This is a genomic window from Nocardioides abyssi, assembly GCF_030412915.1.
GTDB classification, from domain to species: Bacteria; Actinomycetota; Actinomycetes; order Propionibacteriales; family Nocardioidaceae; genus Nocardioides; species Nocardioides abyssi.
In genome coordinates this window covers 357,553-374,729 of sequence record NZ_JAUHJR010000001.1, presented here as the reverse complement: position 1 = coordinate 374,729, position 17,177 = coordinate 357,553, and the positions used below count along the sequence as shown (strand labels likewise).

The window sequence follows — 17,177 nt, the reverse complement described above, 5'->3', positions numbered from 1 at the left end:
GCGGTCAGGCGGGGACGAGCAGCGAGCGGACGACCACCACGCCGGCGCCGTGGGCCTCGTCGGCCCAGGCCTGCAGCGAGCCGTCGTCGTAGGTCACGTCGACGTGGACCCGGCCCTCGGCGACGTACGCCCCCTGCCCGCCGGGCAGGTCCTGCACGTCGGTCTGCACCGACGCCAGCTCCGCCTCGGTGAGCTCGCGGGACGGAGCGGGGAGCGCCGGCGCGGGCTCGGCCACCATCGGGTCGAAGAGCGCGGCGGGGACCGCCTCGGCCACCGTCAGCGAGGTGCCGTCCCAGGTGCCGGTGACCGAGAACATCCCCCACCGCGTCGTCCCGGAGCGCTCGAAGACGCCCTGGACCGCGCGCCAGTCCCAGTCGACCAGCGCCGGGCCGCCGCACTGCGGGGGCCAGGACTCCGCGACCGGGCCCAGGCAGAGCTCGGGGGCGCCCTCGCCGGTGTCCATGACGGTGGCCAGGTCGACGGTCCGGACCCGCCCGTCGGCCGCCGGGACGGCCTCGGGGCGCGGCGTGGAGGCCGCGGCCGGGGTCGTGGCCGCCGGGTCGGCGGCGGTCGTGGGGGCGTCGTCGGAGCCGCAGGCGGCCAGCACGAGCAGGGGAGTGGCGAGCAGCAGCGCGAACGTGGTCCTCATGTCGCTCCGACGCCGGGTGCGCCGGAGCGGTTCCCGCGTGGTCGCGCCTGGTCCGGACCGGTCAGGGCAGGCGCTGGACCAGCTCGGCGACGGGAACGAGCGCGCCGGTGTAGAACGGCACCTCCTCGCGCACGTGCCGGCGGGCGTCGGAGGCACGCAGGTGCCGCATCAGGTCGACGATGCGGTAGAGCTCGTCGGCCTCGAAGGCGAGCATCCACTCGTAGTCGCCCAGCGCGAAGCTGGCCACGGTGTTGGCCCGCACGTCGACGTAGTCGCGCGCCATCTTGCCGTGCTCGGCGAGCATCCGGCGACGCTCGCCGTCGTCGAGGAGGTACCACTCGTAGGACCGCACGAACGGGTAGACGCAGATGTGCCGCTTGGGCGCCTCGTCGTTGAGGAACGCCGGCACGTGGCTCTTGTTGAACTCCGCCGGGCGGTGCAGCGCCATCTGGCTCCACACGGGCTCGAGGCGGGAGCCGAAGGCGGTCCGGCGGAAGCGGTGGTACGCCGCCTGGAGCTCCTCGGAGTCGGTCGCGTGCCACCAGACCATCACGTCGGCGTCGGCGCGCAGGCCGCTCACGTCGTAGACCCCGCGGACGACCACGTCGGCCTCGGCGAGCTCGGCGAAGAGCCGCTCGACCTCGGCGCCCTCGGCGGCACGGTCCGCCCCGCCGTCGACCGGCCCGAGCACGTCGCGCAGCCGGAAGACCGACCACATCGTGTAGCGGATCGAGTCGTTGATCTCGCGGACGCGGGCGGCGTTCGACTTGGTCTCCGTGCTCGTGCCAGGGGCGGTCTCGCTCATGCCTCCATTGTGCCGGGCGGCGACCGCGCCGCGGCTGTCGACCCGGTCACCCCGACCGCAGCGGCCCGGCCCCGAGGTCGTCGCCGTCCTCGACCGGGCGGCGGACTTCTCGACCGCCACGTCGAGCTGTGGCTCCGGTCGAGCCGGCCTGAGGCCCCGGGCCGGCGCGCTCAGCCCCTCCCGTAGCCGGCCTCCCGCGCCTTGACGATCGCCTCGGCCCGCCCGGCGGCGTGCAGCTTGGCGTAGATCGTGGAGACGGTGTTGCGCACGGTCTTGCTCGAGACGTAGAGCTCGGCGGCGATCGCGTCGTTGGAGCGGCCGGCGGCGAGCATGTCCAGCACGGTGCGCTCCCGGTCGGTGAGGTCGGGGAACGGGTCGTCGGCCCCGCGCCCGGCCGGGGTGGCCGGGGCCGCGGCGCCGGCGAAGTACGACGCCACGCGGCCGGCGAGGGTGGCCCCGAAGACCATCCCGCCGGCGGCCGCGGCACGCACGGCGTTGTGCACCTCCTCCGCGCCCGACCCCTTGAGCAGGTAGCCGCTCGCGCCGGCCCGGATCGCGGCGAGGACCGTCTCGTCGTCCTCGTTCATCGTCAGCATCACCACCCGCGTGCCGGGCTGGCGGCCGGTGATGAACCGGGTCGCCTCGATCCCGTCGAGCTCGGGCATCTGGATGTCCATGACCACCACGTCGGGGGCGGCCTCCCCCACGACGTGCAGCGCCTCACGCCCGTCGGCGGCCGACCCGACGACCTCGATCCCGTCGAGCGCGTGGAGCAGCGCGACCAGGCCGTCGCGCACGATCTGGTGGTCGTCGACGACCACGACCCGGATGGCCGACGGGGCGCTGGGACCGCTCATGGGGTGCTCCTCAGGGGCAGGGTGGCCCGGACGACGGTGCCGCCACCGGGTGGGCAGGTGATCTCGCTGGTGCCGCCGAGCTCGGCCGCCCGCTCGCGAAGCGAGACCAGGCCGACGCCGGACTGCACGTCGGGCGGCACCCCGACGCCGTCGTCGGCGACCTCGATGATCAGTTCGCGGTCGGTGCGCACGAGGCGGACGCAGCAGCGCGACGCCCGGGCGTGGCGCACGACGTTGGTCAGGGCCTCGCCGGCGATGCGGTACGCCGCGACCTCGACCGCGGCGGGCAACGGTCCCAGCCCGCCGCCCGGCTCGTCCGACTGCCCACCCAGCGGTTGGTCCAGCACCTCGGTCCGGACCTCGGTCGCCACCGGTGCGGCGTCGGCCTGCTGCCGGAGCGCACCGACGAGGCCGCGGTCGTCGAGCGCGGGCGGGCGCAGGTCGTGCACCAGCCGGCGCACGTCGGCGACGACGTCCTGGACGAGCGCGCTCGTGGCGGCGATCTGGTCGCGCGCGCCGTCGGGGTCGCGCTCGACCGACAGCCGGGCGGACTCGAGGCGGAAGACGACGCCGCTCAACGACGGGCCGAGGCCGTCGTGGAGGTCGCGGCGGATCCGCCGGCGCTCCTCCTCCCTCGCAACGACGAGCCGCTCGCGGCTCTCCTGCAGCTCCTCGGCCAGCCGGCCGGTCCGCGCGGCGGTGGCGGCCTGGCGGACCAGGTCGCCGAGCAGCTGCTCGTCGCGGCGGGTGAGCCGGCTGCGCAGCCCCCGGGCCGGGAGCACGAGCCGGCCGACCTCGGCGTCGCGGTAGGTGATCGGCAGCGTGCGGGTCTCCTCGGGGAGGGGGCCGTACGCCGCCACGACCCTCTCGCCGCCGGGGCGGTCGACCTCGACGCTGACGTGCCGCACGCCGAACGCCCGGGCCACCGCCTGTGCGACCGCGGCGAGCTGCTCGGGGCCCTCGTCGGCGGTCTCGAGGGTCGAGGCGAGGCCGGCCACGACGTCGTACGGGTCGTCGCGCCGGCCCAGCACCAGCCGTCGCGCGAGCGACTGGAGCCGCAGGCGCAGCGGCCCGTAGAGCAGGACGGTCAGCAGCAGCACGACGGCGACGACCTCGCGCTGGGCGAGCGCGTCGCCGAGGAATCGGGTGAGCAGGGTGACCGCCAGCAGGTCGACGGCGAGCAGCGCCGTCCACAGGCCGCCGTAGGCGAGCGTGCGGCCGAGCAGCGCGTCGACGTCGACGACCCGCGGGGCGACCACGGCCACCGTCATCGCGGCCGGCAGCAGGCACACGACGACAAAGAAGACGAAGGGCTCGGCGGCGCCGACGTCGAGCAGCAGCGTCGCGAGCACGAGGAGCACGACCGCCACGACGCCCCACAGCAGCCAGCGCAGCCGGTCGCGCTCGAGGCCGGTCGCCCGGCGGTGGCGGACCACGACGGTGGCGACCGGCACGAGCAGGGCCAGCAGCGAGGCGGTCCCGGCCAGCGCGAGCAGCGGCCCGGCGACGGGCTCGACCGCGCCGAGCGTCGTGGGGTCGGGGTCGGCGCCGATCGGGAGCCGGCCGACGTCGTCGAAGCCGTCGGACGGGGCCACGACGTAGGCCAGCGACGACAGGAGCATGACGCCGAGGGCGACCTTGCCGGCCGTGCCCCAGCGGCCCGGCAGGAAGCGGCCGGTCGGGAAGAGCAGCGCCACCAGCGCCACGGTCACCGGCAGCAGCGAGGTGAAGCGCAGCAGGAACCACGCCGTGGTCGTCATCAGCGGCAGCGGCTCGGCGCTGTCCAGGCCGGTGCGGAACCACGACTCCGAGACCCCGTCGAGGGTCCAGAAGACCCCTGACCAGGCGAGGGCCCAGCCGAGGCCCTGGCGCCGGTCGGAGGTGAGCACCACCGCGGCCAGGGCGGCCAGCACCAGGCCGGTCAGGCCGGTGCTCCAGCCCGGGCCGGGCGCGAGGCCGTCGCCGGGGATGTGCGCGGGCAGCCGCGACTCCAGCCAGACGGCCAGCCCGAAGCCGGCCGCGCAGAGCACTGGCAGGGCCAGCACCGGGAGGTCGAGCGCACGCCGACCCGCACGCTGGTCCGCAGGCTGGTCCTGGTCCACGGGGACAGTGTGCTGCCGGTCCGGCCCGCGTGGGGCCGAACCGGCAGCGTCGGGGGTGGTCACGCGGTCCGGTACGCCTTGTCGCCCAGCGCGAAGCCGAGCGCGGTGACGAGGAGCCACACCGGGCCGATCATGCCGGCGACGTACTGCAGCGGCGAGATGCCGGCGAGCAGCGTGAGCCCGCCGAGCACCAGCCCGACGCGGCCGACCCAGCGCGGGACGGCCCGGGCGCGACCGGCCAGGTGCAGCGCGAGGCCCGCGAGCCCGGCGAGGACCCAGCACCACGGGACGGTGCCGATGAAGTGGCCGTACATCACGACGTTGCTGTCGACGAGCACGTCCTGGTGCGGCAGCCCGAAGAGGAACTCGGTGTCGAGGCTGGTGCCGATCACCTGCACGACGGCCGTGCCGGCGAGGCCGGCGAAGGCCGCCATCGGCAGCAGGCTGTCGCCGCCGAGGCGGTGGCGCAGCCGGCGCAGGAGGCCCGCGGCGAAGACCACGAGCAGCACGGCGCTGACCAGGGCGAGGGTGTGGAAGACGAAGGCGGCCTCGGTCTGGGTGGCGAGCTTGTCGGCGATCGCGGTGGCGTCGCCCTGGATCGCGGGGTCGTAGACGGCGTCGACGATGCCGGACGCGAGGATCGCGCCGATGCCGGCGAGGCCGGCGCCGACGCCGGCGAGGGCCCAGTGGCGAGAGGGACGGGCACCGGGGGCGCCGTCGTGGGTGCTGCGGTCGGGGGTGCGGCCCTCGCCCGAGTGCTCCCGGGGGAGGTCGGTGCGGGCCGGGTGGGTGACGGTGGTGGTCATGGCAGGAGGTTCGCGGGCCGGGTGTCCCGCGGCCCAGGGACAACCGGGCAGACCTGGTCCCGACCTGCGGCCGTCCGGCACCAGGTCTGTGCGGGGACTCAGCCCAGCTCGCGGACCGCCCGGTGGGCGGAGGCGACGACCGCGGGGATGCCGACGCCGTCGTACGTCGCCCCGCAGACCGCCAGCCCGGGGACCGCGTCGAGGGCCGAGCGCACGCGGGCGACCCGGTCGAGGTGGCCCAGCGCGTACTGCGGCAGTCCCCCGCCCCACCGCTGCACGTGCACGTCCACCGGCCGGGCGGCGAGCCCGGTGGCGGCGGCGAGGTCGGCCAGCGACCAGGCGACCAGCTCCTCGTCGGTGGCCTGCAGCGCGACCTCGTCGCCGTGCCGGCCCAGCGAGGTGCGCAGGTGGACGACGTCGTGCTCGGCGCCGGCGGCGCGGACCCAGTCCCACTTGGCGAAGGAGAACGTCGAGGCCTTCACCCGCCGACCCTCCACCGGGGGCACGAGGAAGCCGGACGAGCCGGCGCCGACGACCGGGCCGGCGTCCGCGACGCGGTAGGCGAGGGTCACGACGACCACCGACGCGGTCTCCACGCCGGCGAGCTCGGCGGCGGCGGCCGGGGACACGTTGGCGAGCAGCCGAGCGGTCGGAGCGGCCGGGGTGGCGAGCACCACCGCGTCCGCCTCGACCAGCTCGGGGTCGGTCGTCGCCCCGCAGGTCAGCGCGAAGCCGCCACCCGGTCGCCGCGCGAGCGCGCGGACGGTCATCCCGAGCCGCACCGGCAGGTCGGCCGCGAGCGTCTCGGGGAGCCGGCCCATGCCGCCGGGGATGCCGGCGAAGACGGGCGAGTCGTAGGTCGTGGGCAGCGCGGCGGCCTGCTCGAGGAGCGAGCCGCGGGCGGCGTACACCACCAGCTGCGGGACGGCGGCGCGGGCCGAGATCTGCCGCGCGCGACCGGCGTAGACCCCACCCAGGAGCGGCTCGACGAGCCGGTCGGTGACCTCGGGGCCGAACCGGCGGTCGACGAGGTCGCCGACGGACACGTCACCCTCGAGCGCCTCGGGCGACTCCGGGCCGAGCGACGGCTCGGTGCGCACGCGGGCGAGGCCCTCCTCGCTGAGCACGCCGGAGGCCGCGAGCTGGTCGAGGTCGAGCGGGACCCCCATGATCGAGCGCGGCAGCGGGCGGAGCTCGCCGCGGGTCCAGATGCGCGAGGAGGTCAGCGCGGGGTGCTCGACCTCGATGCCGGCCGCCCGGGCCAGGTCGACCCCCTCGGGACGGCGGTTGAGCATCGCCTCGGCCCCGACGTCGACCGCGACACCGGCGACCTCGTGCCGGCGGATCTTGCCGCCGACGTGGGCGGACCCCTCGAGCACGACGACCTCGTCACCGGCGGCGACGAGGTCGAGTGCAGCGGTCAGGCCGGCGATGCCGGCCCCCACCACGACGGTCCGGCGGCGCTGCTGGTCGGTCACCCGACCAGCCTCCCACCCCCGGCCCAGCGGTCAGGCCCAGGTCAGGCCCAGCGTTCAGGCCGTGGCCTCCAGCCGGCCGAAGCCGGAGCGGTGGAAGACCAGGGGCAGCGAGGTGTCGGCGTTCTCGACGGAGTGCAGGCGCAGCAGCACCAGCGTGTGGTCGCCGGCAACGACTTCGTCGTGGATCGAGCAGTCGAAGCGCGCCAGCCCCTCGTCGAGGAGCACGGCGCCGTCCTCGGTCGTGTGCAGGCCGATGCCGGCGAACCGCTCCTCGACGGGCCCGGCGAGCTGGCGGCAGATCGTGCCCTGGTGCGAGGCGAGGATCGTCACCCCGAGGTGGGCCGCGCGGCGCAGCGTCGGCCAGGTCTTGGAGGTGTTCGCGACCGAGAAGGACACCAGCGGCGGGTCGAGGCTGACCGAGGTGAAGGAGCTGGCGGCCAGGCCGACCGGCTCGCCGTCGACCTCGGCGGCGACGGCCACGACCCCGGTCGGGAAGATCCCGAACGCCTCGCGGAGGCGCTGGGGGTCGAGGTCCTGGTTGGTGGTCAGCGTGGTCACGGTGGCCAGCGGGTCGGGCGTGGCGGTCATGCGGGGACTCCTGTCGGGGAGAGGGCGGCGGCGACGCGGGGCCGGGCCTCGGCCAACCACTCGGCGTACGCCGCGGGGTCGTCGTGGGCGTCGTCGACCACGTAGAGCGCACGGGTCGGGACGGTCGCGCCGATCTCGGTCAGCAGCGGCCGCAGCGACACCTCGGGGGCGAGCGCGTGGGCCGGCCCGGCACCGAGCATCAACGGGACGGCCACGCCACGGATTCCCGTGGTCGAGAAGCGGTCGAGGAACAGCTTGAGCAGACCGGAGTACGTCGCCTTGAACGTCGGGCTCGCGACCACCACCAGGTCGGCGGCCCCGACCTCCTCGACCAGCCCGCGGACCTCGGGGTCCGACCAGTCCAGGAGCGCCGGCCCGAGGACCGCGAGGTCGACCACCAGGTCGGGCTCCGCGCCGGACAGCTCGCGGGCGACGTACGTCGCGGCGGCGAGCGTGCGCGAGCCGGGCCGGGGGTTGCCGACGACGACGGCGACCGTCACGAGGCGGCCCTGCTGCCGCCGGCCGCGCCGAAGGGCACGGCGGCGGAGGTCGCGACCTGCGGGGCGGGGTGCTGCCAGAGGCCGCGGCGGGTCAGCTCGGGCAGGACGCCCTCGCCGAACCAGTAGGACTCCTCCAGGTGCGGGTAGCCGGAGAGGACGAACTCCTCGATGCCGACCGCGACGTACTGCTCGACGAGGTCGGCGATCTCGCTGTGGCTGCCGACCATCGCGGTGCCGGCGCCCCCGCGGACCAGGCCCACCCCGGCCCAGAGGTTGGGGTGGATCTCCAGCCCCTCCTTGCTGCCGCCGTTGAGCTCCAGCATCTTCTGCTGGCCCACGGACTCGCTGCGCTTGAGGCCCTCCTGGACCTTGCGGATCTGCTCGTCGTCGATGCCGGCGAGCAGGCGGTCGGCCTCGGCCCAGGCGGCCTCGGACGTGTCCCGGGCGATGGTGTGCAGGCGGATGCCGAACCGCAGCTCGCGGCCCTCCTCCTTGGCCAGGCCCTTGATCCAGTCGATCTTCTCCGCGACCGCGGCCGGCGGCTCGCCCCAGGTGAGGTAGACGTCGGCGTGCTTGGCCGCGACCTTGCCGGCGGCCGGCGAGGAACCGCCGAAGTAGATCTCGGGGAGCGGGTCGGGGCGCTGGGCGAGGTGGGCGTCCTCGACCGAGTGGTGCTTGCCCGAGAACGTCACGGTCTCCCCGCGCCACAGGGCCCGGACGATGTGGAGGAACTCGTCGGCGCGCTCGTAGCGGCCGTCCTTGTCCAGGAAGTCGCCGAACATCCGCTGCTCGTGGCTCTCCCCGCCGGTGACGACGTTGAGCAGCAGGCGGCCGCCGGAGAGGTTCTGGAAGGTGCCGGCCATCTGCGCGGCGAGGAACGGCGCGGTGAGGCCCGGCCGGAAGGCGACGAGGAACTTCAGCCGCTCCGAGAGGCTGCTGAGCATCGCCGTGGAGACCCACGCGTCCTCGCACCACGCGCCGGTCGGGGTCAGCGCCGCCTCGAAGCCGAGCTGCTCGGCGCTGCGCGCGATCTGGCCGAGGTACGGCACGGTCGCGGGCCGACCGGCGGCACCGGCCGAGACGCCGTGGCCACCGCCGACGACGTGGCGGCCGTCGCCGCCGTTGGTGGGCAGGAACCAGTGGAACTTCAGGGACATCTCGTCACTCCTGTGCGTGCGGTGGGCGGTCAGATCTGGCCGTGGGCGGGCGGGTACGTGCCGTCGATGGCGTACCGGCCGAGGTGCTGGACCTTCCAGGCGGCCGGGTCGTGCAGCGTGTGGGTGCGGGCGTTGCGCCAGTGGCGGTGCAGGTTGAGCCCGTCGAGCGCGGACCGCGTGCCGCCGACCTCGAAGAGGCGGCTGGAGACCTCCACCGACGCCCGGGTCGTCGCGGCGCGGGCGGCGGCGACGGCGAGGCTGGCGTCGCCGGCGGTCTGCTCGGTCAGGTCGGCGTCCGCGCGGTCGACCGCGCGGGCGGCCTCGGCGAGGAGCGCCTCGCAGGCGCGCACCTGCACCTCCATCTCGCCGAACGCGTGCACCACCAGCGGGTCGTCGGCGTGGCGATCGACCCCGGCGTCGGGGTAGGGCCGGGACCTGGTGGTGACGAACGCCGCCGCCTCGGCGAGCGCGGCGCGGGCGATGCCGGCGTCGATCGCGGCGTGGAGCACCTGAGCGAACGCGCCGTACGTCTGCGGGCCCTCGAAGGTCAGGTGGTACGGCGTGATCCGGGCGTCGTCGACCCGGACACCCTCGAGGCGCACCGTGCCGCTGGCGGTGGTGCGCTGGCCCATGCCGTCCCAGTCGTCGGCGACGCTGACGCCGGGCGCGCTCCGCTCGACCCAGGCGACGTGCATCGGTCCGTCGACGTCGAGGTGGGCGAGCACGGGGATCCAGTCGGCGAAGAGCGCGCCGGTGCTGTAGCCCTTCTCGCCGTCGAGCAGCCACCCGCCGCCCGGCGCCGGACGGAGCGTGGTGCGGTGGTCGCGCACGTGCTTGGTGCCGACCTCGGACTGGGCGTTGCCGAACCGCTTGCCGGCCATCACCTCGGCGAAGAAGAACGCCTGCTGGGCGGGCGTGCCCTGGTGGCGCAGGGCGTTGACGTAGACGAAATGACTGTGCGGGACCTGCGCGATGCTCGGGTCGCCCGTGGCGAGGAGGCGGAACACCTCGGCGACGACCGCGGTGGGCAGGTCCGCACCGCCGTGCTCGGCCGGGACGGTGATGGCGAGCAGGCCCGAGGAGGAGACCAGGTCGACCTCCTCGGCCGGCAGCACCCGCTCGGCGTCGCGGTCGGCGGCGCCGTCGGCGAGGCGCCGGCTGATCTTGGTGGCGACCTCGACGGCCGCGTCGGCGTCGAGCACCGGCACGCGGCCGGCACCGATCACCGCGAACGACCCGGTCTCCGCGGCATCGGACGTGAGGAACGTCGACACGGTTGCACCTTCCTGTGGGCTATGTCGATCAGATTGGTCGAAATACAAAGCAAGTGCAAGCCGACGCGACCCACGACACGCGAGGAAGCGGCGGGCGGGTGGAAGGCAGCACCTTTCACCCCGCTCGCAGGACCCGCAGCAGCCGCCGGTCCGAACGGGCGGTGCGCCGCGGCGCACGGATGCCTTGAAGTCGATATTGTCACTTGACTTTGCTCGTCACCTGCCGCCGACGCCTGGAGGTCCACCCGTGCGGATAGAACAGCTGGAGTACCTCGCCGCCGTCACCCAGCACGGCTCCCTGCGCCGCGCGAGCGAGCGGCTCCACATCTCCCAGCCCGCGCTGTCGGAGGCGCTGACCAAGCTGGAGCGCGAGCTGGGGGTGACGCTGCTGGACCGCCGCCGGTCCGGGGCACGCATCAGCCGCCAGGGGCGCGACCTGCTGCAGAACATGGTCGACGTCCTCGAGGCGGTCGACCGGTTGCGCCAGGCGGCCGGCGACCAGAGCACCGCGACCCGGCTGCTGCGGGTCGGGACCGTCAACGCAGCCACCTCGACCCTGCTCGTGCCCGCGCTCCGGCTCTTCCAGGACCGCCACCCCGGCGCCACCGTGGAGGTGCTCGACGCCCAGCAGACCGAGATCCACCAGGGGCTCGCCGAGGGCTCCCTCGACCTCGGCCTGGTCAACGTGCTCGCCGGCGACGACGCGCCGCCGGACCTCGCCGGCACCGCGCTCGTCCACGGCCGGCCCGTCGTCGTCCTGCCCGCCGACCACCCGCTCACCGCCCAGCCGTCGGTGAGCATCGACCAGCTGCGGGAGGAACGGTTCGTCGCGATGCGGGCGGGCTACCTCATGCACCGCTTCGCCCACCGGCTCTTCGAGGGGCGCATGCCCGGCCGCTGCCACACCACCGACGGGGCCGAGATGGGCAAGCTGATGGTGGCGGAGGGTCTCGGCGTCACCGTGCTGCCCGACTACAGCGTCGTCGGCGACCCGCTCGAGCGCAGCGGCCTGCTCGCGTGCCGCCCCATCGCGGGCGACGAGACCGCCGTGGCCCTGGTGCTGCGCCACCGCGAGGGCCAGCTGCCCGGGCGGGTCCGCGACCTGCGCGCCGCGCTCGTCGAGGTGGCCCGCGGGCGGCGTACGCCGGCTCCGACGGGAACCGTGATGGAGGTCGTGCCGTCCCAGACGGCATGACCCGCCGCACCCGCCTCGCCGCGCTCCCCGTCCTCGCCGTCCTGGCGCTCGCCACCGCGTGCTCCGGGAGCGGCTCGGACGGCGACGCCGGGGCGTCCTCCGACGTCGCCGCCTCGTCCGCGGAGGGCGGCGGCCGCGCCCTCGCCGAGGCGGCTGCCCCCAACGGCTTCCAGGCCGCCGACGCCGTCAGCGACGTCGAGGCACCCCAGGAGGAGCGCCAGGTGATCTCGACCGGCACCGTCGCCCTGCGCGCGGACGACGTCGCGGAGGCGCGGCTGGAGGTGCAGGAGGTCGTCGACCGGTTCCGCGGCGAGGTGGCCGAGGAGCAGACCGCGACCGACGACGACGGCGAGGTGAAGCGCGCGCGGCTGGTGCTGCGCGTCCCCTCGGACCGGTTCACCGAAGCCGTGGACGCCCTGAAGGGCGTGGCCGAGCTCGTCGACGCCAGCACCGCCAGCGAGGACGTCACCACCAAGGTCCTCGACGTCGACATCCGGGTGCGGGTCCAGCGACGCAGCATCGAGCGGATCGAGCAGCTCCTCGACCGCGCCCAGTCGATCCGCGACATCGTCAGCATCGAGGCCCAGCTCTCCCGCCGCCAGGCCGCCCTCGCCTCGCTGGAGAAGCAGCAGGCCTACCTCGCCGACCAGACCGCGCAGTCCACCCTCACCGTCTCGATCGGCCGCACCGCCGAGGAGGCCGCCGAGCCCGCCACCGACGACGCTGGCTTCCTCGCCGGCCTCTCCGCCGGCTGGGACGGTCTGGTCACCACCCTCGTCGCCGCCGCGACCGTCCTCGGCGCGGTCCTCCCCTTCGCCCTGGTCGGCCTCGTCCTCGGCGTCCCCGGCGTGGCGCTGCTCAGGCGGCTCCGCCGCCGCACCGCTTCCGCCGGTTGAGCCGGGGTGGGGTGACCCGGCCTGGGCGTCGAGCGCCCCGCTGGTTGAGCCGGGAGGCGCCCCAGCGCCGACCGTGTCGAAACCCGGCGAGCGGTGCAGGGCAGCGACCACGGTCACCGGGTGCCGAGACGGTTGCCAGCGCAACCTCCTCAACCAGCGGCATGCCCGTGGGCAGCCGGTCCAGCCGGGTCAGTCCAGCGGGTAGGACTGCACGAACTCGGTGAGCCGCTCGAGCTGGGCGGGGTCGGTGGAGGGGATGACCCCGTGGCCGAGGTTGAAGATGTGGCCCTTCGCGGCGCGGCCGGCCTCGATGACCTCCGCGGCGCGGGCGGTCATCACGTCGGTGGGCGCGAAGACCAGCGTGGGGTCGAGGTTGCCCTGGACACCGCGGTCCCCGACGAGCGGGATCGCGGAGTCGAGCGGGGTGCGCCAGTCGACGCCGACGACGTCCGCACCCGCCTCGCCCATGAGCGGGAGCAGGTTCGAGGTGCCGACGCCGAAGTGGATGCGCGGCACGCCGAGCTCACCGGCGGCGGCGAGCACGCGGGTGGAGTGCGGCATGACGTGCTGGCGGTAGTCGGCCGGGGTGAGCGCGCCCGCCCAGGAGTCGAAGAGCTGGACGGCGGAGGCGCCGGCCTCGACCTGGACGGTGAGGTACGCCGCGGCGATGCCGGCGATCTTGCGCATCAGGGCGTCCCACACGTCGGGGGCCCCGAACATCATCGCCTTGGTCTTGGCGTGCTCCTTCGACGGACCGCCCTCGACCAGGTAGGAGGCGACGGTGAAGGGCGCGCCGGCGAAGCCGATGAGCGGCGTCGCGCCGAGCTCACCGACCAGGGCACGGACGGCCGCGGTGATGAACGGGACGTGCTCGGCCGTGAGGTCGGGGATGGCCTCGACGTCGGCGAGGGTCCGCACCGGCGAGGCGACGACCGGCCCGATGCCGGGCTTGATGTCGAGGTCGACCCCGACGGCCTTGAGCGGCAGGACGATGTCGGAGAAGAAGATGGCCGCGTCGACGCCGTACCGCCGCACGGGCTGCAGCGTGATCTCGGTGACGAGGTCGGCATCCATGCAGGACTCGAGCATGCCGATGCCCTCGCGGACGCGGAGGTACTCCGGCAGCGAGCGGCCCGCCTGCCGCATGTACCAGACCGGCGTGTGCGGTACGGCCTCCCCGCGGGCGGCCTTGAGGAAGGCGCTGTCGTGCAGTCCGGGGTGGCGGTCGGGGGTGCGGGCGGCGCTGCTCACGCTACAAGCCTCCCATCCGCTCCGGCGTGTTCGCACATCGGTTCGACGGCGGCGACCTACTGTGGCCCCATGGTCGTGCGTCAGGAGACGCACCCGGGCACGGGTGCGGTGAGCCCCGCGGAGTTCCGGGACGCCGTGGCGAGCATGCGCACCGCGCGGCTGCGCCCGGAGGTCTTCTGCGAGGAGATGCCGGCACCCCAGCGGATCGCGCCGTACGCCGCCGCCCTGAGCGCCGACGTGACCGTCGACGGCGTCGACGTGGGCACCGGCCGGATCATCCTGCTCCACGACCCCGACGGCAACGACGCGTGGGACGGCACCTTCCGGTGCGTGGCCTACGCGCGGGCCGAGATCGAGGTCGACATGGTCAGCGACCCGATGCTCGCCGAGGTCGGCTGGTCGTGGCTGACCGAGGCGCTCGACGCCCACGGGGCGACGTACGCCATGGCCTCCGGCACCGTGACCCGCGTGGCGACGGAGAGCTTCGGCGGGATGTCCGACGAGGGCGGGACCGCCCAGCTCGAGGTCCGCGCGTCGTGGACCCCCTGCGTGCCGGACGGTGCCGTGCCGGGCACGCCGCTCGACGTCGGCCCGCACGTCGAGGCCTGGGGCGAGCTGCTGTGCACCGCGGTCGGGCTGCCGCCCGTCCCCGAGGGTGTCAGCGTGATGCCGAGCCGCCGCGGTCAGCGCGGCCCGGGCCGGTGACGGTCGGAGGGCCCGAGCAGGCCGCTGACCAGACCGCCGAGACCGTCGAAGCCGTCGAGACCGATGGCGCCGGGCAGGTCGAGGAGACCGCGCAGGACGAGGCACCCCCCTCGCCGCTGCTGACCCTCCGCGACGGCCTGCCGCCGGTGGTCGACACCGCGGAGGCGCTCGCCGAGGTATGCGCCAGGATCGCCGCCGGCACCGGGCCGGTCGCGATCGACGCCGAGCGGGCGTCGGGCTACCGCTACTCCAGCCGCGCCTACCTCGTGCAGCTGCGCCGCGACGGCGCCGGCACCGCGCTCGTCGACCCCATCGCCTTCGACGACCTCCGCCCGCTGCAGGACGCGCTCGAGGGCACCGAGTGGATCCTGCACGCCGCCACCCAGGACCTCCCCTGCCTGGCCGAGGTCGGGCTGGCCCCGACCGCGCTGTTCGACACCGAGCTGGCCGGGCGCCTGCTCGGCTACCCGCGGGTCGGGCTGGCGACGCTGGTGGAGACCGTGCTCGGCTTCTCGATGAAGAAGGAGCACTCCGCGGTCGACTGGTCGACCCGCCCGCTGCCCGAGCCCTGGCTGGAGTACGCCGCGCTCGACGTCGAGGTGCTCGTCGAGCTGCGCGACGCGATCGCCGCCGAGCTGGTCACCCAGGGCAAGGACGAGTGGGCGCAGCAGGAGTTCGACCACCTGCGCGGCTTCGAGCAGCCCACGCGGGTCGATGCCTGGCGGCGTACGTCGGGCCTGCACCGCGTCCGCGGACGCCGCGCGCTCGGCGCCGTCCGCGCGCTGTGGGAGCTGCGCGACCAGATCGCCGAGCAGCGCGACGTGACGCCCGGGCGGATCATCCCCGACGCCGCGATCATCGCCGCGGCCACCGCGATGCCGACCGACCGCGCGGCGCTGCTGTCGACCAAGGGCTTCCACGGCCGCGGCGCGGAGCGGTACGCCAACCGCTGGATCACCGCGCTCCGCGAGGTCTCCGAGATGGACGAGGCCGACCTGCCGACCCGCGCCCCGCGCGGCGACGGCCCGCCGCTGCCGCGCGCGTGGGCCGAGAAGGACCCCGTCGCCGCCGACCGCCTGCAGCTGGCCCGCGAGGCGATGTCCGCGCTCGCCGAGGAGCACGGGCTGCCGGTGGAGAACCTGCTGACCCCCGACTACCTCCGCCGCACCCTGTGGACCCCGCCCACCACCCGCGAGCCCGGCGACCTGCTCGACGCCGTCGCCGGCGTGCTGCAGGGGTACGGCGCCCGCTCCTGGCAGGTCGCCCTCGCCGCGCCTGTCCTCACCCGCGCGATCCTCGACGCCGACGCCCGCGCGGCCGCCCCGCAGGACTGACCTCAGGGCTGAAGGAGCAGCGGCGCGGCAGATGTTTCATCGGCCAGCCGATGAAGCTGTCGGTAGGCCGCTGAAATTTCATCGTCCCACCGTGAGGTTCATCGGCCAGCCGATGAACCTCACCGCCCGATGACCCGATCGCGAGGTCCGGACCTACTCCTCGGACTCCTCCGACTCCTCGTCGGTGGGCGAGGGCGACTCGGTCGGTTCCTCGAAGTCCGGGTCGAGCACCCGCTGGGAGTCCAGGTCGATCTGCTCGGTGACGGCCTCGAGGTCGAGCGCGGGGGCGGAGGTCACGAGCGAGCGGATGTCGTCGCGGACGGCGGTCTCGAGCTCGTCCCACGTCGAGAGCAGCGGCGGGACGCGCAGCGCGCGGATGGAGTCGGTGAACACCGAGGCGTGCGCGGGCAGCCGGCTGGGCTGGTTGAAGACGTCGGAGTAGGCGACCTCGAGGTTGGCCGGGACGAGGTAGCCGGCGCGGACGACGCGGGCGACGGCCTCGGTCGAGGTGGCGTGGACGAGGAAGTCGGCGCCCTCGGCGGTGCTGGCCGCGGCCTTGGACAGGCACAGGCCGGTGATGTCGCCGACGGTGGCGTAGGAGCCCAGCGTCGGGATCGGCATCACGTCGAACTGCAGCCCCGGCACCTGGCGCAGCTGCGGCACCAGCGAGCGGTCGCCGGTCATCATCGCGAGCCGGCCGCGCTCGAACCACTCCTGCGGGGTGGCGCGCTGCAGCTGGCTGTCGGTGAGGGTCAGCTGCGGGTTGCGCAGCAGCTCCAGCGCACGGGTCAGCGCCTCGCGGCTGCCGTCGCTGGAGAACGCCGTCGAGGTGGGGTCGGTCTCGTCGTTGAAGACCGAGCCGCCGCCGCTCTCCACGAAGGGCGCCAGCCCGGTGAGCGTCGGCTCGACGTGCACCCCGCGAACCTTCTTGCGGGGGCGGGTGGCGAAGTCGGCCGCGGTGACGAACTCCTCGAACGACCAGCGCGTGTCGTCGGGGTCGCTCGGCGCGGGCAGCTCGCGGTTGCGCATCTTCTCGAAGTCGACGAGCCGGGTGTTGTAGAAGACGACGGTGGGCGAGACGCCGTACGGCATGCACTGCAGCCGGGTGTCGGCCGAGAACGCCCGCAGCGCGTCGCGGGAGTAGTTGTCGCCGAACTCGGTGCCGCGCTCGTCGAGCAGCTCGTCGACGGGCTGGGTCAGCCCCTCCTCGACCAGCCAGCGCAGGTCGCGGCGCGAGGTCAGGAAGACGTCGGGCACCTTGCCGCCGGCCCGCAGCGCGTCCGCGAGGTCCTCGCGGTCGTCCCAGGAGCGCAGCTCGACCTGGCTGTCCTCGGAGCGGTCGTTGTAGGTGTCGACCATCGCCTGGTACGCCGTGACCTCCTCGTCGGCGCCCCACACACCGAACAGCAGGCGCACGGGCGGGGCGGCACGGGTCGGCTCGGGAGCGGGCGGGTCGCCGTCCTCGGTGCACGCGCCCAGGCCCAGCCCGAGCGCCAGCACCACCAGGGTGGCCACCCCGGCCCGGGTGCTCCGCCGTCCCCGTCGCAGCCGCACGGCACGCCTCCTCGCTCCGGCCGCCG

Annotated in this window: 16 protein-coding genes; 4 read left to right on the top strand and 12 right to left on the bottom strand. The window is 74.9% G+C overall.

Annotation, left to right across the window (positions count from 1 at the left end):
- Positions 1-4 precede the first annotated feature (4 nt).
- The 10 genes from QWY29_RS01795 to QWY29_RS01750 all read right to left on the bottom strand — a co-directional run bounded on the left by QWY29_RS01795 (position 5) and on the right by QWY29_RS01750 (position 10,216).
- On the bottom strand, positions 5-649 hold the full coding sequence (locus QWY29_RS01795) for a hypothetical protein (RefSeq protein WP_300958941.1): 645 nt from the start codon (positions 647-649) through the stop codon (positions 5-7).
- Between the two features lie 61 nt (positions 650-710).
- On the bottom strand, positions 711-1,454 hold the full coding sequence (gene hemQ / locus QWY29_RS01790; RefSeq protein WP_300958940.1) for a hydrogen peroxide-dependent heme synthase: 744 nt from the start codon (positions 1,452-1,454) through the stop codon (positions 711-713).
- Between the two features lie 170 nt (positions 1,455-1,624).
- Positions 1,625-2,311: a response regulator transcription factor gene (locus QWY29_RS01785; protein WP_300958939.1), complete on the bottom strand. Its 687-nt coding sequence runs from the start codon at positions 2,309-2,311 to the stop codon at positions 1,625-1,627.
- A complete protein-coding gene (locus QWY29_RS01780; RefSeq protein ID WP_300958938.1) occupies positions 2,308-4,413 on the bottom strand; it encodes a sensor histidine kinase in 2,106 nt (701 codons plus the stop codon). The genes QWY29_RS01785 and QWY29_RS01780 overlap by 4 nt, the downstream gene beginning before the upstream one ends.
- 59 nt (positions 4,414-4,472) lie before the next feature.
- Positions 4,473-5,219: a hypothetical protein gene (locus QWY29_RS01775; protein WP_300958937.1), complete on the bottom strand. Its 747-nt coding sequence runs from the start codon at positions 5,217-5,219 to the stop codon at positions 4,473-4,475.
- A 98-nt stretch (positions 5,220-5,317) separates the two neighbouring features.
- Positions 5,318-6,697 (bottom strand): protoporphyrinogen oxidase, encoded by a 1,380-nt coding sequence (gene hemG / locus QWY29_RS01770; RefSeq protein WP_300958936.1) that lies wholly within the window; start codon positions 6,695-6,697, stop codon positions 5,318-5,320.
- Positions 6,698-6,751: 54 nt separating this feature from the next.
- Entirely contained in the window at positions 6,752-7,285 is a 534-nt protein-coding gene (locus QWY29_RS01765; RefSeq protein WP_300958935.1) for a flavin reductase family protein, read from the bottom strand.
- Positions 7,282-7,785 carry an NADPH-dependent FMN reductase gene (locus tag QWY29_RS01760; protein WP_300958934.1) on the bottom strand — a complete coding sequence of 168 codons (504 nt, stop codon included), beginning with the start codon at positions 7,783-7,785 and terminating at the stop codon, positions 7,282-7,284. Before QWY29_RS01760 ends, QWY29_RS01765 begins: the two co-directional genes overlap by 4 nt.
- On the bottom strand, positions 7,782-8,942 hold the full coding sequence (locus QWY29_RS01755) for an LLM class flavin-dependent oxidoreductase (RefSeq protein ID WP_300958933.1): 1,161 nt from the start codon (positions 8,940-8,942) through the stop codon (positions 7,782-7,784). Before QWY29_RS01755 ends, QWY29_RS01760 begins: the two co-directional genes overlap by 4 nt.
- A gap of 29 nt (positions 8,943-8,971) precedes the next feature.
- The gene (locus tag QWY29_RS01750; protein WP_300958932.1) at positions 8,972-10,216 is read right to left on the bottom strand and encodes an SfnB family sulfur acquisition oxidoreductase; all 1,245 of its coding nucleotides are present in this window, start codon (positions 10,214-10,216) and stop codon (positions 8,972-8,974) included.
- Between the two features lie 247 nt (positions 10,217-10,463).
- Here QWY29_RS01750 and QWY29_RS01745 point away from each other — a divergent pair, with 247 nt between their 5' ends.
- Together QWY29_RS01745 and QWY29_RS01740 are read left to right on the top strand one after the other, a co-directional pair.
- Complete coding sequence (locus QWY29_RS01745; protein WP_300958931.1) at positions 10,464-11,411, top strand: LysR family transcriptional regulator; 948 nt, start codon at positions 10,464-10,466, stop codon at positions 11,409-11,411.
- On the top strand, positions 11,408-12,307 hold the full coding sequence (locus tag QWY29_RS01740; protein WP_300958930.1) for a DUF4349 domain-containing protein: 900 nt from the start codon (positions 11,408-11,410) through the stop codon (positions 12,305-12,307). Before QWY29_RS01745 ends, QWY29_RS01740 begins: the two co-directional genes overlap by 4 nt.
- A gap of 189 nt (positions 12,308-12,496) precedes the next feature.
- Here QWY29_RS01740 and hemE read toward each other — a convergent pair whose 3' ends face one another.
- Positions 12,497-13,558: a uroporphyrinogen decarboxylase gene (gene hemE, locus QWY29_RS01735; protein ID WP_439117377.1), complete on the bottom strand. Its 1,062-nt coding sequence runs from the start codon at positions 13,556-13,558 to the stop codon at positions 12,497-12,499.
- A 69-nt stretch (positions 13,559-13,627) separates the two neighbouring features.
- On the opposite strand from hemE, the gene QWY29_RS01730 reads away from it, so the two are divergent.
- Together QWY29_RS01730 and QWY29_RS01725 are read left to right on the top strand one after the other, a co-directional pair.
- Positions 13,628-14,263 (top strand): DUF3000 domain-containing protein, encoded by a 636-nt coding sequence (locus QWY29_RS01730; protein WP_300958929.1) that lies wholly within the window; start codon positions 13,628-13,630, stop codon positions 14,261-14,263.
- On the top strand, positions 14,260-15,597 hold the full coding sequence (locus QWY29_RS01725) for an HRDC domain-containing protein (RefSeq protein WP_439117376.1): 1,338 nt from the start codon (positions 14,260-14,262) through the stop codon (positions 15,595-15,597). Before QWY29_RS01730 ends, QWY29_RS01725 begins: the two co-directional genes overlap by 4 nt.
- A gap of 153 nt (positions 15,598-15,750) precedes the next feature.
- Here QWY29_RS01725 and QWY29_RS01720 read toward each other — a convergent pair whose 3' ends face one another.
- Positions 15,751-17,151, bottom strand: a complete 1,401-nt coding sequence (locus QWY29_RS01720) for an extracellular solute-binding protein (protein ID WP_300958928.1) — start codon at positions 17,149-17,151, stop codon at positions 15,751-15,753.
- Positions 17,152-17,177 lie beyond the last annotated feature (26 nt).